The organism is Arthrobacter sp. cf158, assembly GCF_900106835.1.
Classification (GTDB): domain Bacteria; phylum Actinomycetota; class Actinomycetes; order Actinomycetales; family Micrococcaceae; genus Arthrobacter.
Genome location: NZ_FNNR01000001.1, coordinates 245,816 through 271,670, shown reverse-complemented (window position 1 = coordinate 271,670; position 25,855 = coordinate 245,816). Strand labels below are relative to the sequence as shown.

Below are 25,855 nucleotides of genomic sequence, written 5' to 3'. Positions count from 1 at the left end.
AGATTTCAACATCTCTAACTTACCCGAGCAGGCCGTTTTGACGTCTCTTCGTGTCCGGGATCACTCCCAGCGTTACCGTCCGGGAAAGCGATTTACGCCCGACGGCGGCCTGTCCGCCGCCGCTGCCGACCGCCGTCGTACGCCCCCTCCAGTAGCTCAACAAGAAGTGACAGCAAAATATCACAAACTATGAAACATCTCTTTACAAAGTTGTCATACGTTGGGTACCTTCAATCTCGTCAGTCGGCGGTCGCCATCACTGGCCGCCTCACTCCCTCGATAGGTAGGAACAACGTGACAAAAACCAAGACCCTGGCCACAAGCCTGCTGAGTCTGTCCGCTGCCGCAATCCTGGCGCTGGTTGGAACCACCAGCGCCAACGCTGCACCGGCAAACAACGCAGACTCCAGCGGCGCTGCGGTCAGCAGCCATGTAGTGTCGGACGCCGGCGCTGCAGACTACTGGACGCCGGACCGCATGAAGGAAGCCAAGTCCGGCGAAATCCTCGCCGCCAAGGCACTGGAACGCGGCAAGCTCCTCAACCTCGGCAAAGCCCCGGTCACCGAAGCCCCGGGCGCCGTCAGCAGCATCGCCGGCCAGCAGGCAGCCCCCGATTCCAAGGCCATCAACCTGAAGGTCAACCAGAGCGAAACGCCCGTCAAGCACATCGGCAAAATCTTCTTCACCCTGGGCGGCGCCAACTACGTTTGCTCCGGCAACTCCGTGACCTCGGCCAACAAGAGCACCGTCTCCACCGCTGGCCACTGCCTCAATGAAGGTCCAGGCGCGTACGCCACCAACTTCGTCTTTGTCCCCGCGTACCTCAACGGCGCAGCACCCTACGGGAAGTGGACGGCAAAGGCGCTGTACGCCCCCACCCAGTGGGCCTCCAACGGCAACATGCAATACGACACCGCCTTCGCTGTCATGAACACCCTCAACGGCCAGAAGCTCGCAGACGTTGTTGGTTCCTCCGGCGTCCAGTTCAACGCTGCCCGCGGCCTGAGCTACAAGTCGTTCGGCTACCCGGCAGGCTCGCCCTTCAACGGTGAATCGCTCAAGAGCTGCTCCGGCACCGCCACCAACGATCCCTACAACCCGCAGTTCGCCACCCAGGGAATCCCCTGCAACATGACCGGTGGTTCCTCAGGCGGTCCGTGGTTCATCGGCAACAGCTCCTCCGGCTACCAGAACTCCGTGAACAGCTACGGCTACGGCAGCAACTCCACCACCATGTACGGCCCGTACTGGGGCACCGTGATCCAGTCCACCTACAACACCGCATCGGCTTCGTAACCGATTTAGCACGTCCCTGTTAACTACGACGGCGGCCGTCCCCTCCCGGGGGCGGCCGCCGTTTCGTTGTGCTTTAGTTCTTGTCTTTAGTGGAAGAAGTGGCGTGCGCCGGTGAAGTACATCGTGATGCCGGCAGCGTTGGCTGCGGCGATGACTTCCTCGTCTCGGACCGAACCACCAGGCTGGACCACGGCGCGGACACCGGCATTGATCAGGATCTCCAGGCCGTCAGCGAACGGGAAGAACGCGTCCGAGGATGCAACGGCGCCACGTGCGCGCTCAGGTGCGTCCCCACCGCTGGTGTTGGACGCGCCGCCAGCACCTTCGACGTCGGACTCCACCGTCACGCCCAGCGTGTTGGCGCGCTCCACGGCCAGGCGGCAGGAGTCCAGGCGGTTGACCTGGCCCATGCCGATGCCCACGGCTGCACCGTGGTTGGCGATCAGGATGGCGTTGGACTTTGCCGCGCGGCAAGCGGTCCAGGCGAAAGCGAGATCAGCGAGGGTTGCTTCGTCAGCGGCTTCACCGGCTGCGAGGGTCCAGTTGGCGGGGTTGTCGCCGTCGGCGTCCACCTTGTCGCTCATCTGGACCAGGACGCCACCGGAAACCTGGCGCATCTCGGAGGGGTAGCGGCCGTAGCCCTCGGGCAGGGCAAGGAGGCGGATGTTCTTCTTCTTGGAAAGGATCTCCACGGCTTCAGGCTCGAAGTCCGGGGCGATGACAACCTCAGTGAAGATGTCGGCAACCGTGCGGGCCATGCCGGCGGTGACGGTGCGGTTGGCAGCAATCACGCCGCCGAACGCGGAGACAGGATCGCAGGCGTGGGCCTTGGCGTGGGCGTCAGCGATCGGGTCGGCAGCGTCGGCGGAACCCACAGCCACACCGCACGGGTTGGCGTGCTTGATGATCGCGACAGCGGGATCGGCGAAGTCGAAAGCAGCGCGGAGGGCGGCATCGGCGTCGACGAAGTTGTTGTAGCTCATGGCCTTGCCGTGCAGCTGGTCCGCCTGGGCGATGCCGGCCGGGGCAGCCTTGTCCACGTAGAGCGCGGCCTGCTGGTGCGGGTTTTCGCCGTAGCGGAGAACCTCGGAGCGCTCCAGTGCAAGACCTGCGTAGGCGGGCCAGTCAATGATGCCGTCGCCGTCTTCGTCCAGGAACTGGCTGGCAGTCCAGGAAGCAACAGCATTGTCGTAGCTGGCCGTGTGCGCGAAAGCCTTGGCGGCCAGGCGGCGGCGGGTGTTCAGGTCAAAACCGCCGTGAGCAGCGGCGTCCACAACTGCGCCGTAGAAGTGCGGGTCCGTAACAATGGCGACGGCGGCGTGGTTCTTCGCGGCCGAACGCACCATGGCTGGGCCTCCGATGTCGATCTGCTCCACCACGTCATCCTGCGCTGCGCCGGACTTCACAGTCTCCACGAACGGGTAGAGGTTCACCACCACGAGGTCGAAGGTTTCAATCTCCATGCCGGCAAGGGTTTCCATGTGCGCCGGGACGCGACGGTCTGCCAGGATGCCGCCGTGCACGCGCGGGTGCAGGGTCTTGACGCGGCCGTCCAGCATTTCCGGGGAGCCGGTGACTTCTTCGACTTCCTTGACCGGGATGCCTGCGGCGGCGATCTTCTTGGCGGTGGAGCCGGTGGAAACAATGGCGACGCCTGCTGCGTGCAGGCCCTTCGCGAGCTCCTCCAGTCCCGTCTTGTCGTAAACCGAGATCAGTGCACGGCGGATGGGAACACGGTCAAGCTGCGTCAAGCTCACAAAAGTCTCCGTCTTAGTTCGCGTAGATATCGCGGGTGGTTTCGCGGGTGGTGGGGATACGGAGAGTTTATCGCGTTTCGAGGTTGGCCCGGTTTTGCGTCTTTTGGCCCCCCTGCGTTGCGGGGCCCACTCTGCGTGCCTTTTCGGTCGCGGGGGGCGCACACCAGGCCCCACAACTCGCCTCCCTCCATTGCCAGGCCCATTCTGCGTGCCTGTTCGGGCGCGGGGGGCGCACACCAGGCCCCACAACTCGCCCCCCTGCGCTGCGCTGCGAGGCCCACTCTGCGCGCCTTTTCGGTCGCGGGGGGGCGCACACCAGACCCCACAACTCGCCCCCCTCCGTTGCGGGGCCCACTCTGCGCCCCACCCGCGGCCCGAGGAACGCACACCAGGCCCCACAACCCGCCCTCTCCCCTGCGCTGCACCCCGGGCCCGAAGGACGCACACCAGGCCCCACAACTAGCCCCCCTGCGCTGCGAGGCCCACTCTGCGCCCCACCCCGGGCGCCAGGAGCGCACACCAGGCCCCACAACCCGCTCCCCTGCGTTGCCAGGCCCACTGAGCGCCCCACCCCGGACCGAGGAACGCACACCAGGCCCCACAACCCGCCCCCCCTGCGCTGCGAGGCCCACTCTGCGCCCCACCCGGGGCCCGAGGAACGCACACCAGGCCCCACAACCCGCTCCCCTGCGTTGCCAGGCCCACTGAGCGCCCCACCCCGGACCGAGGAACGCACACCAGGCCCCACAACCCGCCCCCCTCCTGCGCTGCGAGGCCCACTCTGCGCCCCACCCCGTGCGCCAGGGGCGCACACCAGGCCCCACAACTAGCACGAGACCAAAACTACGACGACGGCCCTCGCCACCCGCGCGACGTCAAAGCGTCGCGCACTTTCCGCTCGGCATTGGCCCACCCACCCTTCATCTGGACATCGGTGAATCTCAGGACGATCCACCCCAGGGCGCGTAGTCGGTCGTCGCGTTCGATGTCCTTGCCCCATTGCACGGGGTCGGAGCGATGATGATCGCCCTCGTATTCCATGGCGATTTTGTACCCCTTGTACTGGAGGTCAGGCGTTGAGATGTAACGGCCATGATCGTCGAGAATCGGCTGGGTGACAGCTGGCTCCGGCAGCCCGGCGTCGACTATTTTCAGACGCAACCTCGACTCCTGCGGCGAATCTACGCCTGAGCGCAACAGGGGCAGAATTTCCCGGGCCATCCGGATTCCCTTGACCTTCGGGCGCCGGTCAACAACTTCCTGGATGGCTTCGATTGAGGACAACGGACTATCCCTCGCGAGCAATGAATCGCCAGCTGCCACGAGCGACGACCTCCCCATGTGCCTGGCCAGATCCACCCACGTCCATTCCGGCGATGTCAGTTGAACTCCGTTTAAGACACGAACGTCCCGAGCAAGCAGCGGAGCCCGATGTCCTATCACTCCACGGCGTTTGACCCTCCCGATCTCTTGCCGACGCGTCACATGGATTACCCCGCCGTTGCCCTCGTCCGCGAGGTAGACGGGGAGGGGCATGGACCACAACAATGCTGCGGTGACGTGGCTGACTGCACAGCGTGGAGTGACAGCGGTGTGCAGCCGCCCGAGCAGTTCGAGGTCGCATTCGTTTGACCTGGCGATGCGGATGCCACGACTCGGCGTCACAAGGTCTTTCGTCTGGAGTCGCCACCGTGGCACCCCGGAAGAGTAGGCGTCGGCGACGAGAAAGCCTTGGGGGTCGAGGTCAGTTGGCAAAGGAGTGATCTTCCGCATTGGACAATGCTTGCCCGAAACGCAGAACGACATTCGGTTATCCACAGAAATCGCCTTCTGAGGCGCCCCTGACTGTTCCTCCACAGACTTACGGGGCCCACTCTGCGCCCCACACCACCAACCAAACACCCACACCAGGCCCCACAACACAGCACCCAAAACTTACGGGGCCCGCTCTGCGCGCTAAACCACCAACCAAACACGCACACCAGACCCCACAACACAGCACCCAGAACATGCGGGGCCCACTCTGCGCCCCACACCACCAATCAAGCACGCACACCAGGCCCCACAACATAGGGTTGAGCAATGGAAGCCTCCAACGATGTGGTACTTGTTGCCGATGTAGGAAAGAGCCGCTGCCGCGTGGAGTTGCGCAGAGGTGATGAGTTGCTGGGCGCCGCGGACCAGCACGGCTTCCCTGGCGTGCACGTGGATAACGGACCCACCCTCGCGTTCGACCTCCTGCTTGAGACCGTCAGCCTGCTGCCGCCCGGCCTCCCGTTGAGCGGAATCACCGGCATTGGCGCAGCAGTGGCCGGCGTTGAAGCCTCTGCCGAGAAGTCGCAGGAACTCGCCACTATGCTGTCCCAACGGTTCAGCGTCCCCGCAGCGGTCCTCTCCGATGCCACGGCCGCGCAACTCGGCGCGCTCCAGGGCGCCCCCGGCACCACCCTGATTGTGGGCACCGGCGCGGTGGCCTTCCGCTTCGATGACGCCGGCGTCCTCCACCGCGCCGACGGCTGGGGACCCTACCTTGGAGATCGCGGCAGCGGCCGATGGATCGGCCAGCAAGGTCTGCAGGCCGTTCTTGAAGCGCACGACGGCGGCACTTCCACCTCGTTGTCTGCAGCGGCCGGCGCACTGGTCGAGTCGCCCGAAATGCTGCCGGGCTGGCTCGCCGCGTCGGAGAACCCCTACCGGGCGATGGCCCGTTTCGCGCCGTTGGTTCTGCACGCAGCTGAGGCGGGTGACGCCGTCGCGCGCAACATCATCGGTGAGGCGTGCCGCATCCTGACCAATACCGTTAAGCGCGCGAGCGGCACCGAACCAGGTACGCCCCGCGTGGCGATGCTGGGCGGAGTGGTGGGATCGGACTTCTTCGCCGCGCTCTTGCGGAAGTCCCTCGCTTCGGCTGGGATTGAGGTGGTGGCGCCGCTCGGCGATGGCTTGGACGGTGCTGCCCTCGCTGCGACGCGCGGCGGGCTCATCCAGGAAAGGTACATCCACCGTGACGGCACAAACTGGCCCGACTGACGCTGACAAACTCGCTGGCCTCCGCACGGAACTCGCCGGGTTGCAGACCGAGGCCACTGCCGAGGGCCTCGAAAACCTGGACATCCTTGGCACTGAGGAACTTGTTGCAGCCATGCTCGACCACAGTGCAGGAGTGCACGCTGCGGTTGAGGCTGCGAGTCCAGCGATTGTCCAAACGGTCGACGCCGTTGCGGAGCGACTCCAGCGCGGTGGCCGCCTTCTGTATGTGGGAGCCGGAACGGCCGGGCGACTCGGAGTGCTGGACGCCAGCGAGTGCCCGCCGACGTTTGGCACCCCGCCGGGACTCGTCGTCGGACTTATCGCGGGCGGCGTTCAGGCGATCCAGAAACCTGTGGAGTACGCCGAGGACAACGCAACCGCCGGCGCGCGGGATCTGCACGATATCAACGTGTCGGAAGCGGACGCCGTCGTTGGTATTACTGCCTCTGGCCGGACACCATACGTGATCGGCGCCCTGGAAGAGGCCCGGAAACGTGGTGCGTTCACGGCGTCGCTGGCGTGCAACGAGGGCTCGGCCGTGAGTCACGTGGCTGATGCCGCGATCGAGGTTGTGGTGGGTCCGGAGTTCATCGCGGGTTCAACCAGGCTGAACTCGGGCACGGCACAGAAACTTGTCCTCAACATGATCAGCACCTTGGTGATGGTGAAGCTCGGCAAGACCTACGGGAACCTCATGGTGGATCTACGGGCCACGAATGAGAAGCTGCTGGCCCGCTCGCAGCGGACGGTTCAGCACGCAACCGGTGTGTCGGCCCAGGAAGCCGCGACTGCCCTGGACTCAGTGGGTGGGTCCGTCAAGGCTGCCATTCTGGTGCTCCTGACGGGCATCGACGCTGGTCAGGCCAAGGGTGCCCTGGAAGAAGCCGGCGGATTCCTGCGCAGGGCCATCGAGAACCAGAAGTAACGCGTCCGGAAGCCTGAGCCCCAGCGCATAAAGTTGCATGCAGGAGGGCAAATGAATACATACACAGCCGTGCCCAGCGGCGAACAAGTTGTGCAGGAACTGCCATGGCGGTGGAAGGTCCAAGGCAGGATTTTCCTGATCGGTGGGCTCGGGTTCATGTTCGACGCCTGGGATGTGACGCTCAACGGCATCCTGATTCCGTTGCTGTCCAAGCACTGGTCCCTCCAGCCCGCTGACGCTGCGTGGATCGGGACGGCCAACCTGATCGGCATGGCTGTGGGTGCGTTCGCATGGGGCACCATCGCCGACACCATCGGGCGAAAGAAAGCCTTCACCGCCACCCTCCTGATCTTCAGCATCTTCACCGTCTTCGGCGCGTTTGCCCCGGACATCGTGTGGTTCTGCATCTTCCGATTCATGGCCGGTTTCGGTCTGGGCGGCTGCATCCCTGTGGACTACGCACTGGTGGGAGAGTTCACGCCCCGCAAGCAACGGGGCAAGGTGCTCACGGCCATGGACGGGTGGTGGCCGATCGGGGCCGCTCTCTGTGGTTTCATCTCCGCCGGGCTGGTGGCTGCCTTCGGTGACTGGCGACTCACCATGCTGATCATGGTGCTGCCCGCGCTGCTCGTGTTTTGGGTGCGCCGTTCGGTTCCTGAGTCCCCTCTGTTCCTGATCCGCAAGGGCCGCCGAGCTGAAGCAGCGGCGGTGATTGACCGTCTGGTGGAAGCAACCGGAGCTGAACCGCGGGCCTATAGCTTGCCCGAACCGCAGGCTGCTCCCCGTCTCTCCGCCGGCAGTGCATGGACGCAGCTGCAGCGGATTTGGCAGTTCAACTGGAAGATCACCACCGCGGCTTGGGCCCTGTTCTTCAGCATCCTCTTGGTCTATTACTTGTCGCTCACGTGGATGCCCCGCATTCTCATCGGTGCCGGTTTCGAGGAGTACAAGGCGTTCGTGACGACGGCGAGCATGGCCGCCGTCGGACTTTTGGGTGTGGTGGTTGCAGCGCTCCTGGTGGAACGGGTTGGCCGCAAGTGGATCCTGGCCATCACCGGCCCGCTGTCCGCACTGACGCTGGTGATCGTGGCATTCGTGGTGGATGTGCCCTCGGCTGCCGTATTTTGGTTGCTGGTGTTCGGGTTCGTGGTCCAGGTGGCCATCCCCGTCTTGTACGCCTACGTCTCCGAGCTGTACCCCACGGAACTTCGTGGCTCAGGCTTCGGCTGGGCGTCGACGTTCTCCCGCATCGGCGCAGGCTTCGGGCCGTTGGTGTTTGCCTCGTTCTTCTGGCCGGAGTTCGGGCTGGCGCAGTCGTTCGCGATGGCAGGTGGCCTGGTGCTGCTCTCCGTGCTGTGGATGGCGTTCTTCGCCCCGGAAACGAAGCAGCGCGTCCTCGAGTAGGCGGCTAGTGTGGAGCGGCGGCGAGGTCCGCGAGGGTCTGGACCAGCAGTCGGCGTTCCACTACCTTGATGCGTTCGTGCAGGGACTCCTCGGAGTCCTCGGGAAGAACAGCAACGGCTTCCTGCGCAATGATGGGCCCCGTGTCTACGCCGGCGTCGGCCCAGTGGACGGTGCAGCCGGTGACCTTCACGCCGTAGGCCATGGCGTCGCGGACTCCGTGAGCGCCCGGGAACGACGGGAGCAGGGCCGGGTGCGTGTTGACGTACTTGCCGCCGAAAGCTTCGATGAAGTCAGCGCTCACGATCCTCATGAACCCGGAGGACACCACAACATCCGGGTTGTAGGAAAGGACCTTGTCCCGCAACGCGGAATCCCACTCCGCCCGGGTTTCAAACGAGTTGAAGTTGACCACGAAAGTCTCGATGCCGGCTTCGTCGGACCGCTCCACGCCGTAGGTGTCGGGCCGGTCAGCCCCCACAGCGGCGATCTCGACATCCAGCTCACCCGACTTCACGGCGTCGATAACAGCCTGAAGATTGGAACCGGTACCGGAGACAAGGACAACAATGCGCATTGCACTAGCTTATGGGCGGCTCGCGTAGGCTGGAAAACATGAATCCCGACGCCGGTCCCAAGCCGAGCCAGCAACCCCGCTCCGAGGCCGAAAAGTCCGCCCTCGGCGTGACCCAAATCTTGTTCCGAGCATTCCTTTTGTCGGCCTTGGGCGCGTTCTTCGTCTTCTCCCTGAACGTGAACTATGTGTGGTTGAGCGCGATTCTGACACTCGCAGGCTTGGTGTTGGGCGTTGTGGTGCTGGTGCGGACGTTGAAGTACAAGCACCCGCGGCTGATTCTTTTCGGGACCATCTCCGGGCTGATCGTCACGGCCGTGATGTGCCTGCTGATCCTGACATCCGCGCTCTTCTTCAACCAGGTCACCACGTACCAGGACTGCTCACGCGGGGCACTCACGGAGTCCGCCAAGACGCAGTGCCTCACGCAGCTCGAGAACTCGATGCCGGGACCGCTCAGGTAGCCCAGCGCTGAGTCAACAGACCCGCTTAGGCGTGTTCGTCGTCGTACGCTGCTTCGTCCAGGTTCGCCTCGCGCAGCTTCTGGCGACGTTCCAGCCACGGCCCCACTGCGTAGCCAATCACGACGCCGATGCCCACCTCCGCGGCCAGCCAGACCGCCGTCCACAGGGGGTGGGGTCCGATTTCCGTGAGTCGGCCAATGCCCGCCGAACCGCGCGCGATCCACGCCAGGGCACCGCCAAGCAGACCCGCCACAGCACCGATGAAGGCGCCCAGGAACAGGGTTGAGACGGTGGCCGTGAACCAGCGGGCTTTGATCTTGATGGAGAGCCACTCGTCAAAATGGTTCTCGCCTTCGCGTAGGAACCACCAGCCTGCCAGGATGCCGGCAACCACTGGCAACGCGAGCGCCATGGCCCCGGCGTCCAGCTGACCCGCGGGGAGGCTGCCGAGAATGGGGACGGCGGGAAGCGGTCCAACAGCGGTGCCAAGTGGGCCTGCCGTGGAGCCAACACCGAGGGAGAAACCAGCGCCGGAGGACCACGCCAAGGCGAAAATCACCAGGTTCGGCAAGAATCCGAGCTGGGCGATGGTGAGCACGGCACCGCCCAACGCGCCGGCTTGCAGTCCTTCGTAGACGGCGATGATGTCCGTCCAATGCCAGACGATGGTCACTGCCAGCAGCAGCGCCGCCAAACACACTGCGGCCATGGCAGCCACGAAACCGGCCTTCAGGGCCGATCCCACATAGGACCCCGCCCAGCGCGAATGCTGGCTGGTCTTGGCGAGCCAGGCAACGGCGTCGACGCCGATCAGGCGGCTCCACGAGCCTGCCTCACGTCGGGCACCTACGATCATGCCCAGGCCGAAGGAGATCAGCGGGAGCGTCATGGCGAGCCAGAGATTGATGACAACTTCGGAGGTACGGCACACGAAGCCGGTGGCGGCACCGAACGCGGCGTAGACGACGAAGGCGCCAAAGAACGCCTGCCAGAGCTGGTCCGTGTAGGAGGCACGCGCCAGCCGGCGTCCCGCCCGCCAGGCAAGCAGGAACGGAATGAGCGTCAAGCCCAGTGGAATCAAGGACAGCAGGCCGGAGCCCGGCTGGGCGGCTGTCCCAAGATTGACCTGCGCCAACTCCAACGGAACCCCGTGAATCAGCAACCAGGCCTGACCCGCCAAGCGCGCGAGCGAGTCGACGTTACGGTCCTGGAAACCGTCGGTGGCCCACACCCCCACCAGTGGAAGGACCACCACGATGGCCGAAATGAAGGCTGCCTGCGCCGCTTCCAAACCACCCTGTAGCCAAAGGGGCATCGGGAGGCCACGGTTTCCGGTCTGATCAGCGCGCAGTTTCATCGTGATCTATCGTGCCACGGTGGGCACCACTCCCCCGGCAGGCGCCCCTGAAATACCGCTGATTCCTGCGCTTTTTCCCGATTGCCGCCGTAAGATTGGAGGTGTTCTCACTGGGCGGCTGGAGCACGCGATGACCGCCCACAGCTGACGTTGAAAGGCCCGGAAACAATCGAAGCCGGGAACTAGGAGCGGCCAATGGATAGGTGTCACAACTCATAACAGAAAGTCGTACTAGCAGCTGGTGCAGCCGCCTTGGGATTCTCTCCTTAGGCTGCACCAGCCTTCTTTTTGTTGGCACCCCGCACGCTGGCTTGCTGCCGGGAACTAACCCCTCGCGAAGAAGTCGACGCCGGACACGTACTCCATGGCTTGCACGAACGCCGGCGTCGGGGGCCAATCAGGGCGGGAGTCGAAGGCGAGGATTGTCGAGTCGCCGATCTTGGCCTCCGCATGACCTATGGAACCGTCTTCCATGGGGACGCGGAACTCCTCCTGGGCGCCGAACGCGGTGGTGATGAAGTCGAGGAGTTGGGGTGTGCTGCGGGAGATGATCCAGGGTTCCACAGAATGATAGCCAGCGGGGATGTGGCTGACGCCGTCGGCGCGGACCAGTGGGGCCATGGCCTTCACCTCGTCCGGGACGGGCGCTTTCGGCTGGCCGGTCATGTGGCGATGGAGCGAGTCAATGGCGTACCTCATGCCGGCCGCGTATTGGGGGGCTTGCCAGCGGTCAGCGGCTTCGTCGTCGCGGACGTCCTCCATGTGCGACATGATCCACAAGACGTTCCCCAGCGGGTCCTGGACGCGGGCACCGCGGTCACCCCAGGCGCTGTTGTCCAGGACGGAAACCGTGGTGGCACCCGCGGCGAGGGCGGCGTGGAAGGCGGCATCGGCGTCGTGCGTATAGAGGCGGAGGTACGACGGCGTGGCGGGCCAGTGCGGTCGGCTATCAAAAGCGAGGACTACTGAGTCACCGATCCTCGCTTCCGCATGCCCTTTGGAGCCGTCCGCACCCACAACGCGGTCGATCTCCTCAGCGCCGAACGCTGCTGTGATGAACTCGAAAAGGGCATTGGTATCGCGGGTGATGAGCCACGGGCTGACGCTGGAGTAGCCGGTGGGGACGGTGCTGATGCTCGGGTCTGCAACGGTCATGGCTGTCTCCTGTTCCTGAGGGTTCAGTGGTTTCAGACTACGGCTGAATAAGGTCAGGAATGGTCCGCGTTACAGGCTGGCCGAGGGGAGGCTTTTTCGCACTTTGGCGCCCACTGAGAGCCGAGAGCTCATCCCTCGATGAGAAACGCGCGCTCTTCAAAGCTGCGGCCCGTAAATGAACTCCTTCGCGTGGTTGACGGCCTTCTTGAATGCGTCGTTGCGGAGCGTCACTTGTTCCCTGCTGACGCCCTCGCCCGGCTCCAGAAAAGTGGTGGGGCCCGGGCGCAGCATCCAGATATCGCCGGCGGGTGGAAGGTAGAAGACCCCAAAGGATCTCTGCTCCGGGTCGTCTGTCCATATGGGCACTACGGCCACCGCGGCACCAGTGTCCGGGTTGATCCACTGCGCCCGCGGCATGGGCTGTTCGTGGACTTCAGGGTCCAGGAACGGGGCCGTTCCTCTCCCCCAGCGTTTCTCAAACCGTTCGTAGAACGCGGGAATGATGTGGCCGTCGTAGGGACGCCAAGCGCTCATGGATTACTCCTCGGTGATCTCAGATTGCGGGGTGAGGGATCCCAACGGGACGGTCCAAACGACAATGGGGACTGCTCGCGTTGGGGAGCCGTGGACCCGGAGCGGTGGAAGCGCACTTTCACCGGCGTCCCGCCAGTACTACCGGGTGTTCTGCGCGCACGATCGTATGCCGCCCGCTTTCCTGGGTCCGACAAAACGACGTACGCCTGCATGATGGCGTGCAGTTCCTGGAGGTCGGCCGAGGAGGTGGTGCCGCCGTCGTCGACCCTCTGGCGTGTGTCCGGGTGGTGCGTCCGCAGCAGCGAGCGGTAGGCGCGGGTGATTTCACGGGCCGTCGCGTCCGGCGACACGTGAAGAGTGGCGTAGTGGTCAGGTTGGGTGCTCACCTGCTGCTCCGGTTCCTGCTGCGGACTGGGAGATGGCCCCCGGCGTGGACCGGGGGCCATCAACTCGGGAGACGACGGGCGGGGGTCGCTTTCATGTGCGCTAAAAAACGCTGTGACGTGGCGCGAAGCCTGCGCCCAACTATTCCGATGCGGCCGCCTCCGTTGTTCCCGCTCGGCGCCCCGCCGGTCCGCCACCCCCGGGTGAGCCTTCCGGCAGGGCGGACTGGTTTAGGCGTTAATTTCCTGCCTCTGCCCGCTGGACTGGATTTCGATGCGCCGCGGCTTGGCCTTCTCGGCAACGGGGATGCGGAGTGTGAGCACCCCGGCGTCGTAGCTTGCCTGGACGCCATCGGTATCCAAGGTGTCACCGAGGATGAGTTGGCGGCTGAAGACGCCTTGGGGGCGTTCGGCGGCGATCATCTCGGTGTTCTCGCCAGCGGGCGACTTACGTTCTGCCTTTACGGTGAGGACATTGCGCTCGACGTCGAGGTCAACCGTTTGCGGATCCACCCCTGGCAGATCGAAGGCTACAACGAATTGTCCGTCCTCCTGCCATGCATCCATCGGCATTCCGGCCGGGCGTGCTGTTGTGCCAAAAACCTGTTGTGCGAGCCTGTCGAATTCTCGGAACGGGTCAGTGCGCATCAGCATGTGGTTCTCACTCCTTTGGTCTTGATGCTGACTCTGTTGTGCCAGCCTTATCTCTGGTGGCTGGTATAGATTTTTTATAGCACTGGTGAGAGAGTTGATGCAAGTAGTTTTCCGGAAGATTTTTGGAGGTTCTTGATGGCGGCATCGGACGGCGGAACTCCTGCTGAGGAGTACGACGGCGGACTGTCGGCTTCCGGCGCGCACGGCACCTCAGGTGCGGGGCCGGGCACGCGCGGCGTCTACGCGATTTCGGTGGCTGCCGAGCTCGTTGGCACCGGGCAGCAGAACATCCGCCAATACGAACGCAAGGGCCTGCTCACCCCTGGCAGGACCGACGGCGGCACTCGCCGATACAGCGAAAACGACCTCGCGACGCTGCGCAGGATCGGGGCGCTCCTTGATGAGGGGCTGAACCTGGCCGGCGTGAAGCTGGTGCTGGAACTCGAGGCGGAGAACCGGGGGTTGACGGAGGACAACAAAGGGCTGGCTGACGACAACCGCGGGCTACGGGAAGATAACCGTGGGTTGCGGAAGGATCTGAAGGAGGCTCGGGGTGCAGAGCCCAGAACCGATAGCGCCACCGGACACCGTGGGGGTACGGCTCCGACCCAGGAGCAGCCATAGGGTGGCTGGCACACGTGACGCCAGCTCCCAAGTAACGTCAAGAGACCCCGGAGATGTCGTGTTCAAGTTTATCGGCCAAGCGCTTGACCTCTCTATGGAAATTCCTGCGCGCAGTATCATCGCTAAAATGATCAGCACCAACCATTTGAAAAACTTCGATTAGAACCTTTCGCATCTGCGCTGGTGTGTACAAATCAAAGTTTGGAATGTACTGACCGTCTCCCGGATCACCGTGGTTAATTCTCCAGAATGCTTGAGTGAATGTCTTCGGTAGAAAGTCGTCAGCCAGCCCGAATCGATGGGCGAAGTTCCTGACCGTGGCATCAAGACCCTTCAGGGTGGGAAGGTCGTCTATCTGCGAGAAATAGTGAAGCCAACCTCGCCGCTTGCCTTCAAAAAGACACCCGGTTATCACCAGCTTAAGCTTCCACAGACATTCCGTGCGGGCCCTCAACTCGGCCACATCATCGCCCTCATGCTTACGAACTTCGTACTTATACCGAGTGAAGACCCTGGCAATGGAGGCCTTCAATTTACTGACACTATCCGACCTGACTGCTACTTTTCCGGATGAGAATACATATCCCAAGTAGTCAATCGATTCGGACATCAGACCAATTTGCGATTTTGATCCAATGAGTCGTGGATCATGGACCGTAAGCGCGATATCGGAGCACGCCTTTGTTACCTCTTCACAAATAGACACCGAGTCCGTCGAATTGCAAAGAATGACAATATCATCCACATAACGAAGATAGAACATTCGAGTATCGGTGCCAAACCGCCGATCAATTTCTTCCATTGCAATCTCAGCAAGTAGGTTGGATATCGGTAGGCCTTGGGGAACGCCACGGTCACTTTGTACGTCTGAGCGAGGAGCATGGTCAGCAAGGGTCGGCGTCTTGATGGCACACTCGATCTGCGCAAGAATTTCCTTCTTTCGAATCTTCTGGCGCAGAGTCCGCATGATCGCCGCATGTGAGATGGACGGATAGAAATTCTCAATGTCCAACCGGACAAACCCATCAAACTCATTCTTCTGAAGGGCAAGGTTAAGCTGAGTCACCTTAGCCTGCGGCACTCGGCCTCGAGATTCGGGAAAGACAGCTTGAATCAGGAACGCCAAGGACTTGAGAGCAATCCGGTCCCTAGCAGTAGAGATCGACACGACACGGGGCGGGCGACTGGCACCTTTTGAGATCAGTAGTTGACGATAAGAAGTGAATCGATACGTTCCAGCCCGCATCTTTCGGGAGATCAACTGGGATATGTTCCCGATGTCGCGCTCTAGAGCATGAGGTTCAACGCCATCTCGACCTCGGGCGCCACCACTCTGAACATGGCTTGCGTAAGTCTCTTTAAGATTTGTGGGCGCCGTTAGACTAAGAAAGTATCGACTTGGTGAACGCTTGTGGCTAGACAGCACGCATAAGCCATTGAACGAAGGGAACAAGCACACCAATTGGTACAAGAAGCGTGACAAAGGGAAGTGCCGAGATAGATCTGTCCCGCAACACAAGCCATGACCATCTACCAGACTTGCCGACTCGAGCAAAGTCAGAGGCATTGTGGTTCTCTGAATCATCAAGAAGATCGTTGTACCGGTCTAGCAAAACCTTGACTTCGGCATAATCAGGCGCATGGTCTCGAGTGCGCAGGTGCTCAACTTCCGTTGATAGTCTCTGAATGCGCCGATAGTTGTTGAATAGATCCCTACTACGTGCTCCGTAATTGAGACCTGCAACAACCAACGAAATAACCAATGATAGGACGGCGAGGCAGACGAAGATAGTCGGGCCACCCGAGCCATACATTCGGCTGTCGGCCAGCAAGCCTACGGACGCTATTGTCGTTGCCACTGTAAGCGAAAGAAGGGATGCATTCCATGCTTTGTCTCGAAGTGCAAGTCTTTGAGATGCGTGCATGCGTCCTTTGTAGGACTTGAAGGAGCGATCCTCCAGCTTTTCCAGTGACCCCATTGCGTCTCCTAGTCATAAGTCCGGCCGCTCAACGGTTTCCCGAAGGGCTTTGCAATCTATCAATACCCGCAAGCGAGCACACCCAGAGGGTGAGCGGCTCTAAGCCACCAATTTTCAGTTCTGCCCACAACACGTGAGCAAGCGGCCGGACCAACGTAAATTCTAGCAAATTGCAACCACTCTAAAGTGCAACTCATGGACGTAGGCCAGAAACGCCTGTGTAATTCCTCAGGATCCTTTGCTGACAGCCGGATCACCGGCTGGGACCAGCTGGGAACAACGACGGTCGAGTCCTAGAGCTTGCGGACCACCGCCCTACAGCGCGCTCCGGCAGGACTGGCTTCAAGCGTGTTCCACAACTTTCGAAGGTAACCTCACCCACTTGACCGTCTTTTGAGTCCTACTCGATGAGCCGGAAGCCATCCAACCCACCTGTTAACCAACTCTTCCCCCACAAGCCACCCGTTCGAACCCGCTGAGCCAACCGCCGCCACCACCGTTGTAGGCGTGAGGATCGCAATCGTCGCCGAATCATTCCTGCCACTGATGAATGGGGTAACCCATTCCATACTGCGGGTGCTGGAGCATCTGCAGGAGCGCGGGGATGAGGTGATGGTGATCGCGCCGTCGACCTCGGACACTGATGTTTCGAGCGTCGAGAAGGGTGCGTATGTGCACCGGCTTCCTTCGGTGCCGCTGGCCGGCTACACGAATGTGCGGGTTGCGTTGGGTGGTGTGAATCGGGTCAAGCGAATCCTTGCCGATTTCTCCCCCGACGTCGTTCACCTCGCTTCCCCGTTCGTCCTCGGCTGGCGCGCCGTGCAGGCCGCCCATCAGCTGGGCATCCCCACTGTGGCCATTTACCAAACCGAAGTTCCCAGCTATGCCGCCCGCTACGGTGTGCCGTTCCTGGAGAACTGGGCCTGGAATCGTGTGGACAACATCCACCTCCTCGCCACCCGTACCTTGGTGCCGTCAACGTTCGCGCTGAACCAGTTGCGCGGACGCGGCATTCTGCGCGTGGACATGTGGCGCCGCGGTGTGGATACCGCGCGTTTCAACCCTGCGAAACGTTCGACGGCGTGGCGCAGCTCGGTAGCACCCGATGGTCACCGCATCATCGGCTACGCCGGCCGGCTCGCCGTCGAGAAGCAGGTTGAAGATCTCGCGGTGCTGGCCGATTTGCCGAACACCAAGCTGGTCATCGTTGGCGATGGTCCGCAGCGTGAGGCCCTCCAGACGGCACTGCCGAACGCCCATTTTGCCGGTTTCCTTGGCGGAGATGCTTTGGCGGAGGCCGTCGCAGGTTTTGATCTTTTCGTCCATCCGGGCGAGTTCGAGACTTTCTGCCAAACCATCCAGGAAGCCATGGCATCCAGTGTTCCCGTGGTGGCGACAGGCCGTGGCGGGCCCTTGGACCTGGTGGAAAACTCACGCACGGGGTGGCTGTATGAGCCCGGAAATCTGGCTCAGTTGCGCGGTTACGTACAGGACTTGATCGGCGACGACGCCAAGCGCCGCGCGTTCGCCACGGCAGCAACCGCGTCGGTGCAGGGCCGCACGTGGCCTGTCCTCAGCGCGGACCTGGTGCGCCATTACAACGAAGTCATCGCCGGTGTGCCCATCGGAACATCCGGGCCCAGCGAGTTCACCTCAAGCAAAGGAACCTCCTCATGAAGATTTCCGTGATCGGTTGCGGCTACCTCGGCGCGGTCCACGCCGCAACGCTCGCTTCGATGGGCCACACCGTGGTGGGCATCGACGTCGATTCCTCCAAAGTTGAGCAGCTCAACAAGGCGCTGGCACCGTTCCATGAACCTGGCCTGGATGAGCTCCTCAGGGACGGTCGCACCACCGGCCGGCTCGTTTTCACCACAGACTTCGCCTCTGCCGCAGACGCCCAGGTCCATTTCCTGTGCGTGGGCACCCCGCAGTCCAAAACCTCTGACACCGCCGACCTCTCCTACCTGATGGGCGCCACAAGGAGCCTCTTGCCGCACCTGGCCAAGGGGGCCGCCGTCGTCGGTAAATCAACAGTGCCGGTAGGCACGGTGGAGACGCTCCGCGCTGTGCTGGCCCGACGCTCGGACGTGCTGCTTGGCTGGAACCCCGAGTTCCTGCGTCAGGGCACGGCCGTGAAGGATTCGCTGGTCCCAGACCGTCTTGTTTACGGCGTTCCCGGCGGCAAGGGCGCTGCAGCGGTCGCGCCCATCACTGCCGTTCTGGATGCCGTGTATGAGCCGCTGATCTGCGCCGGCATCCCTCGGCTGGTCTGCAATTTCGCGACGGCGGAGCTCATCAAGTCCGCATCCAACGCGTTCCTTGCCACGAAGGTCAGCTTCATCAACGCGATGGCCGAGCTGTGCGACGCGTCGGGCGCCGATGTGAGCGAGCTCAGCGACGCGATGGGCCTGGACCCGCGCATCGGCAACCGGTACCTGCACGCCGGGCTCGGCTTCGGCGGCGGCTGCCTGCCCAAGGACATCAGGTCCTTCCGCGCCCAGGCCCGCGAGCTGGACGTGCCATCGGTGGATGAGTGGATGGCCTTGGTGGATTCTGTGAACCTGGACCAGCGATCCCGCGCCGTGGAGGTGGCCCGCGAAATGTGCCGCGGCTTCCTGTCCGGACGCACGGTGACCATTCTCGGCGCCGCGTTCAAACCCGATACCGACGACATCCGCGACTCCCCCGCCCTGGACGTCGCCCAGCAACTCGCCGCCGCCGGCGCGCACGTCACAGTCACCGACCCCAAAGCCATCAACAACGCCTGGATCCGTTACCCACAAATCCGCTTCGAGGCCTCGACCAAGCGCGCCCTCGAAGGCGCCGAGCTGGTGCTGCTGCTCACCGAATGGGATGAGTACGTTTCGCTGTCGCCTTCAGTCGTTGGGTCACTGGTACGACGCCGGATGGTGCTGGACGCCCGGAACGTCCTGGACGCTGAGGCCTGGCGGAGCGCCGGGTGGACGGTCCGCGGGTTGGGCACCGGGGCCTCGGTGGTGGCCGAGGACCGTGGCAACACTGCGACACGGGTTGCCGGGGCTCCCGTCGCGGGAAAGCGGCACGCCCGGGCTTAGTTCGCTGCGCCGCTAGCGGTGGCGGCCCTTGGCTTCTTGCGGAGACATCACCCTCGGCTCGGCCGGATGTGTATTGTCAATGACCCGTGTGGCCCGCAGCCACGGCTGCGCACTTTCGAAATAGAGCCGCTGACCACCCACATATCGCTGCATGGAGGGATGTTCCGGGTCCGGGTTGCTTCCGTCTCTCAGCGCCATCCGCCGTGCAGTCTCGGCAAAGGGGACATCCAGAAAGATGGAATAGTCCCACCAGCCGAGCAGTTCGGCGCGATGAAGGAACATGCCCTCAACCAGGACGAGTGCATTGTCCGGGGCCTCCCGTGGGGCGAGCTCGATAGTGACGTCCGCTTGGAGGTCCGTGACTGCCGCGCGATATTCTCCGGTCCCGCCCTTTCCCAAGGGTTCCAGCACGTTCTCAGTCAAAGCTGCGTAGTTGTAGGTATCGAGCCAGAAACCCAGCGGCGAAGTGCGCCCGCGTCGGTGCCGTTCTTCTTGGAGGTTGAGGAAGTCATCCACGTGGATGGTCACAACGGGTCGGTCCGGTATGGCGTGGGCAAGCTCCCTTGCAAAGGTTGATTTTCCGCTCCCGTCCACGCCATCGATGGCAACCAACTGACGTCCCGGACCACAGGCCAGCATTTCCTGGGCCAAGAGCCTCAAGAGCTCACGCCTCACAACAGTGTTTTCCCCAATCATCCGACCATCGTGGCACAGGAAACGCTCGACGGCGGGCCACCACCTAGACGCCCCGCGGCAGCACCTAAATTCTCGGATTCTCACCCTCATTCCGGAGCCAGCGAGCACCTAGTTTGCTGGATTTGACCACCTAGAGCCCAAAATCAGGCCTTAGTCTCCTTATGTGCCTCCGGAACGGGAGTCCCGGTGTCCGGCCGGAGCCCCACCTGTTCCAGGCGTAGGAGGCACCTGCGGCACGGCTCCACCCACCTACCCCCAGGTGGAGTCGTGCCCAGCCTCACATCTTCACGCGGGTTAACGAGAACGATTATTGATAGTCTCAACGAGCAAGCCCTCGAGGAAAGCCGTTGATGAACCCCGCCAAGAGCACCACAGACTCACCAGGCACCACCGCCCCGGCGCCTGCAGCCCCTGCCAGGCCAAACCCTCGGCTCCTTCTCTCCAGCCAACTGATTTTCAACATCGGTTTCTATTCAGTGGTGCCGTTCATCGCCATCACGATGTCCAACGACTTCGCCATGAGCGCTGTAGCCATCGGTGTTGTTCTTGGGGCACGGACGTTCGCACAACAAGGAATGTTCCTGGCAGGCGGTGCCATCGCAGACCGCTGGGGTGCCCGGTACACGATGGTCACGGGATGCCTCGTCCGAGTGACCGGTTACCTGCTGCTGGCCGCCGCCGACAATTTCGCACTCTTCCTGGCCGGGGCAATCGTTACCGGCATCGGAGGCGCGCTGTTCTCTCCCGCGCTGGAGAGCCTTGTGGCGGCAGCCGAGGAACGTCGCGAGCCGACGGCCAAACACCGCCCAACGCTCTTCGCATCGTTAGTCATTGTTGGCGAGTTCGGCGCGGTGGTCGGTCCACTACTGGGCAGCCTGTTACTGGGATTCGGCTTCGAAGTATCCCTCTACGTAGCTTCAGCGATCTTCACCACCATGGCATTCATCTTTTGGCGCTTCCTGCCACGTGACCGGGTTCATGGCCGACGAGCCCCGGGGATGGAAGCCCAAAACCACCAGCTTCTCGCCTGCCTCCGGGACAAACGATTTGTAGCCTTCGCATGCTTCTTCAGCGTGAGCTTGCTGGCGCATAATCAGTTGTACTTCGGATTGCCGGTCGAGCTCCGCCGCAGCGGCCTCGACGCCGGCGCCCTTGGATCCATCTTCGCTTACGCCTCGATCCTCACAGTGAGCCTCCAGTGGCCCATAGCCAAGCTCATGCGCCGGTTCGGCGAGCGCAATGCCCTGACTCTGGGACTCGGGCTGAAGGCCGCCGGTTTCGTCTCCGTCGCGGTACTGGCCGCCCAGCCTCCTGCCGCTGCGCTGGAAGCCCTTCCCGCCGTCGTGCTTGTGACCGGACTGTGCTTGGGCAATATGTGCGCCACCCCGACGGCGATGCGACTCGTCATGGACTTCGCGGACGGTCGCCCCACTGGCGCGTATTACGGTTTGTTGGCCAGTTGCGGTGGCGCGATGGTGTTGGTGGGGAACACGGCCATGGGGCCTCTGTACCAACTAGCCGAGCAACCGTCGACGGCGGCATCCTCACCGTGGCTGTTCACCGCTGTGCTCGCTTTGGTTTCGGCTGTGGCGATTCGGCGGTTCCTGCCGAATCGCCACGCGCAGGACCTGGCCTGACTGGAGCGGCACGCATGACGTCAGCACCGCCCACGGCTTCACCGCGCAGCCCGAAGCCTCAGCAATCGGTACACAATACCCACCGCGAACATCAGCACACCCAGCCCCACTGAAAGCGGCGGCAGCGTTGCAACCAAGGCCACGCATGCCAGGGCACCTGTGATCTGAAGGGCCTTCGGATACCGTCGGTCGTGAGCCGGCTGAGTGTACGCCGCGATATTGGCAACCAGGTAATAGAGCAGCACCCCAAATGATGAGAAGCCGATTGCCCCGCGCAGGTCAGCCAGGGCAACGATCACGCAAATCACCACGGCGAGAGTGATCTCGGCCCGGTGCGGCACTTTGTAGCGTGGGTGGACAGCGGCGAGCCAGCTCGGCAGGTCATGCTCCCGCGCCATGGCCAGGCTGGTTCTTCCCAGCCCGGCAATGAGTGCCAAGAGTGCTCCCAGCGACGCGATGGCGGCACCAACCCGAACCACGGGCGTTGACCATGACATCGAACCGGCGCTCACGGCATCGGCCATTGGGGTTGGCGTTTCGGCCACTCCCTCGGGTCCAAGGGCAGCCAGCAGGGTGACGGCGATGACGGCGTAGATGACGATGGTGATCCCCAAGGCGATGCTGATGGCCCGGGGAATGGTGCGCCTCGGCGCCCGTACTTCCTCGCCCATGGTCGCGATCCTCGCGTATCCGGCGAACGCGAAGAACAGCAGCCCGGCCGATTGCAGGATGCCGTACCAGCCGCTCGCCACCAGCCCTTCCCCCGCCATGGTGCCGACGTCGGGGCCGGAACCACCCCACACGGCGGCAACGGCAATGGCCAGCGCCGCCAGGACTCCGACCACGAGGATCCGGGTAAGGCCCGCTGTTCGGGTGACACCGTGGTAGTTCACAGCGGTCAATACCACGACGGCGGCAATCGCCACTGGGCGCTCCCAACCTTGCGGTGCGGCATAGGCAGCGAACGTCATGGCCATGGCTGCTGCGCTGGCAGTCTTGCCAATGACGAAGCCCCAGCCGGCCAGGAACCCGGGCCACGGACCGAGCCGTTCGCGACCGTATACATACGTACCGCCGGACGTTGGATAGGCGGCAGCGAGCTGTGCGGATGACGTGGCGTTGCAAAAGGCTACGAAGGCGGCCACCACGAGTCCCACCAGCAGCCCCGATCCCGCAGCGGCAGCGGCTGGGGTAAATGCTGCGAATACGCCTGCGCCGATCATTGAGCCAAGCCCAATCAGGGAGGCATCGAAGGTGCCGAGCCGACGGGCCAAGGCCGGGGAATTACTCACGGAAACCCTTCATGCTGGGAGCCGGGATCGGAACTGAAACCTTGGGACCGGCGTCGGGAATTGCTGTCAGCCTATCCCGGCTCAGCTCAGCGGTAGTGAAGTAGCCACCAGCATGAAGAGGCCGTTACGGGACGTCGCACCGGTCTTACGCAGCGCGTTGGAGATGTGGTTCTCCACGGTCCTGGCACTGATGCCCAGATGTTCCCCGATTTCAACATTGGACCGGTGGCCTGCCAGCATGGCAACTTCAATCTCCCTCTCGGTCAGTGGAGTGGTACTGAACGTGTTGAAGGAGAGCTGTTCGTTGGCGGAGGGGAACCTCACGGCGAACATGGACGATGCTTGGGCAATCGCATCAGCCGCCGCGGCATCGCCGTCGATCACGTGCCGTTTGAGTGCTCCCCGGAGCAGCATGCCAACTTGGTAGGTGTCGGGATCAGGCTCGTAGTGCTTGAGGAGCAGGCCCAGCAACTTGTGGTCGCCCTCAACCACCGCGTTGGCAATTCCAATGAGCTGATCGTGGACAGTGCTGCCGCTTTCCCGGAGGATTCTCTGGAGTATGTCCAGAACAGGACGGCCCGGGCACAGGCAGGTGCAGACGAGCGCAGTCATCACTGCTTCGAGGATGTAGCCGCTCTTGAGCTGACGCCGAATGAATTTTGTGGCCTTGCGATCGAATGTTGAAGGCTTGGCGCTGTCGTTCGTGATGACTTGGTAGGCTCCCTTGCCGATACCAGGCAAGGGACCGACGTCGGGTGCTTCAGCCCGCGCCTGTGCAGCTATGGACAGCGCCGGCGAAATGGCCGTGGCGGTATGGCGAAGTCCGGCCAGCCGTAGCATGGCATCGTAGAGGGAATCGACCACGAAACCCGGCCGGCCCATCGCAAAGACGCTGCTCATGAGATATTCGGCTTCTTCGAACTGGCCACGGTAGAGCAAGCCGTGAGCGGCGATGTAGCTGCTGGTCACCACACCGAACTGGTCCAGGTTCTTCCGGGCTTCGGTCCGCCAGTCGAGCGCAAAGACCAGTGACTCCTCAATCCGCCCTTCGGCAAACAGTGCGAACCCACGAATGAAGGGACGGAGGTGTGGGAAGGTGTCCTCTTCGTCCCCACCATCAGTTGATTCCAGGGCTGCCGCGGGCCGGAAGCGGTACAGCTCAATGAGGCCTCTCACCAACTTCCCCACTCCCGAGGACTGTTGTTCAGGTTCCACAAGCCACGAGCCCGAAGGCACCCTGCCATGGGAGGCACTGAGGAAAAGGATGGCGTCCCCGGCCTCAGCCGCGTGCTGAGGATGGTCGGCAGCGAACTTCTGGAGGATCTCGACGGCGGCTCCCGGCCCTTGTCCGGTGTGGACCGCGAGCATGGCCTTGGTGATGGTGACGAACAGCAGGTCTCCTGAGCCGGCGTCGGAAGTCATTGTTTCTGCACAGACGCGGGAGGCGCGTTGAACGTCCACCGGAGCACCCCAGTAGATCCGAAGCAGCGCCGCCGCGTTTGCCGCCGTCTTATTCGATTCCCATCGTTCGAAACGAACCCGTTCACGCGCGGCGTTGTGATCGTGGAAATGGCGAGCCGTGACAGCGTCGTCGTCCCCTTTTTCGAGGCGCAGTTCAGCGAGCACCAGGGTCAGGCAGTCAGCCGTCGTGGATGTATCGCGGTCCGTTTGCGGTACGGCATCCAGGACTCCGGCGATTTTGCTTCTGAGGAGGTGCCTGTCGCGGAGCATCTTCTGGCCTCGGAAGTAGTCTGCGATCACCGGTGGGGTGATGGCGCCGATCGCACCATTGTGGTGATCGTTCAGGACGGACAGGAAACCCCGGCGTTCCAGGCTCTCCAGGACGTCGGGATGGACCACCTTCTGCAGGACATCGATCCGGGCCGTTCCCAGGATCGCCATGATGTGGAGCGCGTTGAACTCCTCCGGGCCCAGTTCAGCCAGCAGGGCCTCCAAGGTTCCGCGTAAATGCTCATTCCACAGGGTGTTGGTGGTCATGCTCCACTGCTCGCCCTGCATGGCAACGAGGTTGCTGAGCGATGCGGTCTCCGCGATCCGCACTATGAGCCGCGGATTTCCGCCGGACTTTGTGAGGACCCGGGCCGTTGTTTCTGCATCGGCAGGCGCACCCAGTACTTGGGCGATCAGCGTGTGAACCTGCTCGTAGTGAAGGGGATCCAGCTGGAGATGAGCCTCGCGACCATTGTTGAGCACCGCCAACTGGCCTCTTGAGAACGCCCAGGTTTCGGGGGCCGTAGCCACCATGGGCCAGTCCGACCGCCGCCTCACAGCCTCCAGGACTGCCAGTGACTCGTTGTCTACCAAGTGAAGATCGTCAACCACCAACAGATGCTTCCCGGCACTGGCCAACTGGCTCGAAAACACATCAGCGATGTCCAGGACGCCGCTGCGCCCGGGCCTCATCTCCAGTCCGAGTCCCTTGATGGCGGCGTAAGGGATGTTGCGGTGAGTGCGCATCCCGCTGATGAAGTGGACAGTGACGCCCGTCTTCCGCAGGTTAGCGACGACGCTACGGACCACAGTGGTCTTACCGCTTCCAGGTGCACCCGCAACCCGCACGCCTATGCCGCGCGCAACAAAGTCGAGGATTCGCTGAACCTCTGAATCGAACACTCGATCTGACCTTCTGTTTCTCTGGATGCCCGACATGCGGCTCACCTCGCAGGCTAGATCGAGAAAACAGGACTAGGTGGCAAAACAGCCTTGCACAGGCCACTTTGGGCCTGTTTAGGTGCTGATTTGGGTGAAACTAGGTGCTCGGCGGGGTGATCTAGGTGCTGGAGCAGTAGGTGCTGTGCCGTTGGTGGAGTGATCGGGTTGTTCATCAGGACCCCTTGCCGTGGTGATTGCTTGATCTCCACGCTACGGACGGCTGGGGTGAATTACAGCGGTGTAATTCACTATGTGGATATATGTTCTAAAGCACTTTTTAGGACTAGTAGATATCTTCTATTAGACGGCAGACAAAAAAGCAGGGCCGGTCAATGACCGGCCCCGCT

General features: G+C 62.6%; 22 protein-coding genes. 9 read left to right on the top strand and 13 right to left on the bottom strand.

What is annotated here, in order from left to right; genetic code table 11:
- The first annotated feature begins 294 nt into the window (after positions 1-294).
- Positions 295-1,296 (top strand): trypsin-like serine peptidase, encoded by a 1,002-nt coding sequence (locus BLW08_RS01290; RefSeq protein ID WP_254779612.1) that lies wholly within the window; start codon positions 295-297, stop codon positions 1,294-1,296.
- Positions 1,297-1,382: 86 nt separating this feature from the next.
- Here BLW08_RS01290 and purH read toward each other — a convergent pair whose 3' ends face one another.
- Together purH and BLW08_RS01280 are read right to left on the bottom strand one after the other, a co-directional pair.
- A complete protein-coding gene (gene purH / locus BLW08_RS01285; protein WP_090820078.1) occupies positions 1,383-3,053 on the bottom strand; it encodes a bifunctional phosphoribosylaminoimidazolecarboxamide formyltransferase/IMP cyclohydrolase in 1,671 nt (556 codons plus the stop codon).
- Positions 3,054-3,896: 843 nt separating this feature from the next.
- Positions 3,897-4,826 (bottom strand): endonuclease domain-containing protein, encoded by a 930-nt coding sequence (locus BLW08_RS01280; protein WP_175538539.1) that lies wholly within the window; start codon positions 4,824-4,826, stop codon positions 3,897-3,899.
- Between the two features lie 309 nt (positions 4,827-5,135).
- Here BLW08_RS01280 and BLW08_RS01275 point away from each other — a divergent pair, with 309 nt between their 5' ends.
- Genes BLW08_RS01275 through BLW08_RS01265 form a run of 3 tightly spaced genes read left to right on the top strand, consistent with a single transcriptional unit; the run spans position 5,136 to position 8,412 of the window.
- A complete protein-coding gene (locus BLW08_RS01275; RefSeq protein ID WP_091322938.1) occupies positions 5,136-6,083 on the top strand; it encodes an N-acetylglucosamine kinase in 948 nt (315 codons plus the stop codon).
- Positions 6,058-7,008, top strand: coding sequence for an N-acetylmuramic acid 6-phosphate etherase (gene murQ / locus BLW08_RS01270; RefSeq protein WP_091322937.1), 951 nt, complete (start codon positions 6,058-6,060; stop codon positions 7,006-7,008). The genes BLW08_RS01275 and murQ overlap by 26 nt, the downstream gene beginning before the upstream one ends.
- A 51-nt stretch (positions 7,009-7,059) precedes the next feature.
- The gene (locus BLW08_RS01265; RefSeq protein WP_090820090.1) at positions 7,060-8,412 is read left to right on the top strand and encodes an MFS transporter; all 1,353 of its coding nucleotides are present in this window, start codon (positions 7,060-7,062) and stop codon (positions 8,410-8,412) included.
- Positions 8,413-8,416: 4 nt separating this feature from the next.
- On the opposite strand, the gene purN is transcribed toward BLW08_RS01265, so the two are convergent.
- Positions 8,417-8,986: a phosphoribosylglycinamide formyltransferase gene (gene purN, locus BLW08_RS01260; protein ID WP_090820092.1), complete on the bottom strand. Its 570-nt coding sequence runs from the start codon at positions 8,984-8,986 to the stop codon at positions 8,417-8,419.
- An 11-nt stretch (positions 8,987-8,997) separates the two neighbouring features.
- Between purN and BLW08_RS01255 the strand changes: the two genes are divergently transcribed.
- Complete coding sequence (locus tag BLW08_RS01255; protein WP_091322934.1) at positions 8,998-9,447, top strand: hypothetical protein; 450 nt, start codon at positions 8,998-9,000, stop codon at positions 9,445-9,447.
- 25 nt (positions 9,448-9,472) lie between these two features.
- Here BLW08_RS01255 and BLW08_RS01250 read toward each other — a convergent pair whose 3' ends face one another.
- The 5 genes from BLW08_RS01250 to BLW08_RS01230 form a co-directional block, all read right to left on the bottom strand.
- Positions 9,473-10,804 carry a cell division protein PerM gene (locus tag BLW08_RS01250; RefSeq protein ID WP_090820098.1) on the bottom strand — a complete coding sequence of 444 codons (1,332 nt, stop codon included), beginning with the start codon at positions 10,802-10,804 and terminating at the stop codon, positions 9,473-9,475.
- Between the two features lie 324 nt (positions 10,805-11,128).
- On the bottom strand, positions 11,129-11,959 hold the full coding sequence (locus BLW08_RS01245) for a VOC family protein (protein ID WP_091322932.1): 831 nt from the start codon (positions 11,957-11,959) through the stop codon (positions 11,129-11,131).
- A 156-nt stretch (positions 11,960-12,115) separates the two neighbouring features.
- Positions 12,116-12,493, bottom strand: coding sequence for a hypothetical protein (locus tag BLW08_RS01240; RefSeq protein ID WP_090820108.1), 378 nt, complete (start codon positions 12,491-12,493; stop codon positions 12,116-12,118).
- Positions 12,490-12,879: a J domain-containing protein gene (locus BLW08_RS01235; RefSeq protein ID WP_091322930.1), complete on the bottom strand. Its 390-nt coding sequence runs from the start codon at positions 12,877-12,879 to the stop codon at positions 12,490-12,492. The genes BLW08_RS01240 and BLW08_RS01235 overlap by 4 nt, the downstream gene beginning before the upstream one ends.
- Positions 12,880-13,107: 228 nt before the next feature.
- Positions 13,108-13,530 carry an Hsp20/alpha crystallin family protein gene (locus BLW08_RS01230; protein ID WP_026005349.1) on the bottom strand — a complete coding sequence of 141 codons (423 nt, stop codon included), beginning with the start codon at positions 13,528-13,530 and terminating at the stop codon, positions 13,108-13,110.
- Positions 13,531-13,665: 135 nt separating this feature from the next.
- Between BLW08_RS01230 and BLW08_RS01225 the strand changes: the two genes are divergently transcribed.
- Positions 13,666-14,154, top strand: coding sequence for a MerR family transcriptional regulator (locus BLW08_RS01225; protein WP_091322928.1), 489 nt, complete (start codon positions 13,666-13,668; stop codon positions 14,152-14,154).
- 37 nt (positions 14,155-14,191) lie between these two features.
- Here the strand turns inward: BLW08_RS01225 and BLW08_RS01220 are convergent, their stop codons facing one another.
- Positions 14,192-15,400 carry a reverse transcriptase domain-containing protein gene (locus BLW08_RS01220; protein ID WP_254779641.1) on the bottom strand — a complete coding sequence of 403 codons (1,209 nt, stop codon included), beginning with the start codon at positions 15,398-15,400 and terminating at the stop codon, positions 14,192-14,194.
- 169 nt (positions 15,401-15,569) lie between these two features.
- Positions 15,570-16,133, bottom strand: coding sequence for an SLATT domain-containing protein (locus BLW08_RS23600; RefSeq protein WP_139244848.1), 564 nt, complete (start codon positions 16,131-16,133; stop codon positions 15,570-15,572).
- Positions 16,134-16,640: 507 nt separating this feature from the next.
- Here BLW08_RS23600 and BLW08_RS01215 point away from each other — a divergent pair.
- Together BLW08_RS01215 and BLW08_RS01210 are read left to right on the top strand one after the other, a co-directional pair.
- Positions 16,641-17,810 carry a glycosyltransferase family 4 protein gene (locus tag BLW08_RS01215; RefSeq protein WP_091322925.1) on the top strand — a complete coding sequence of 390 codons (1,170 nt, stop codon included), beginning with the start codon at positions 16,641-16,643 and terminating at the stop codon, positions 17,808-17,810.
- Complete coding sequence (locus tag BLW08_RS01210; protein WP_254779611.1) at positions 17,807-19,210, top strand: UDP-glucose dehydrogenase family protein; 1,404 nt, start codon at positions 17,807-17,809, stop codon at positions 19,208-19,210. Before BLW08_RS01215 ends, BLW08_RS01210 begins: the two co-directional genes overlap by 4 nt.
- A gap of 12 nt (positions 19,211-19,222) precedes the next feature.
- On the opposite strand, the gene BLW08_RS01205 is transcribed toward BLW08_RS01210, so the two are convergent.
- Positions 19,223-19,906 carry a nucleoside/nucleotide kinase family protein gene (locus tag BLW08_RS01205; RefSeq protein ID WP_091322923.1) on the bottom strand — a complete coding sequence of 228 codons (684 nt, stop codon included), beginning with the start codon at positions 19,904-19,906 and terminating at the stop codon, positions 19,223-19,225.
- 350 nt (positions 19,907-20,256) lie between these two features.
- Here BLW08_RS01205 and BLW08_RS01200 point away from each other — a divergent pair, with 350 nt between their 5' ends.
- Entirely contained in the window at positions 20,257-21,543 is a 1,287-nt protein-coding gene (locus BLW08_RS01200) for an MFS transporter (protein ID WP_091322921.1), read from the top strand.
- Positions 21,544-21,581: 38 nt separating this feature from the next.
- On the opposite strand, the gene BLW08_RS01195 is transcribed toward BLW08_RS01200, so the two are convergent.
- Both BLW08_RS01195 and BLW08_RS01190 read right to left on the bottom strand, forming a co-directional pair.
- Positions 21,582-22,835, bottom strand: a complete 1,254-nt coding sequence (locus BLW08_RS01195; RefSeq protein ID WP_091322919.1) for an APC family permease — start codon at positions 22,833-22,835, stop codon at positions 21,582-21,584.
- Positions 22,836-22,916: 81 nt separating this feature from the next.
- Positions 22,917-25,469 (bottom strand): helix-turn-helix transcriptional regulator, encoded by a 2,553-nt coding sequence (locus BLW08_RS01190; RefSeq protein WP_254779610.1) that lies wholly within the window; start codon positions 25,467-25,469, stop codon positions 22,917-22,919.
- Positions 25,470-25,855: the final 386 nt, after the last annotated feature.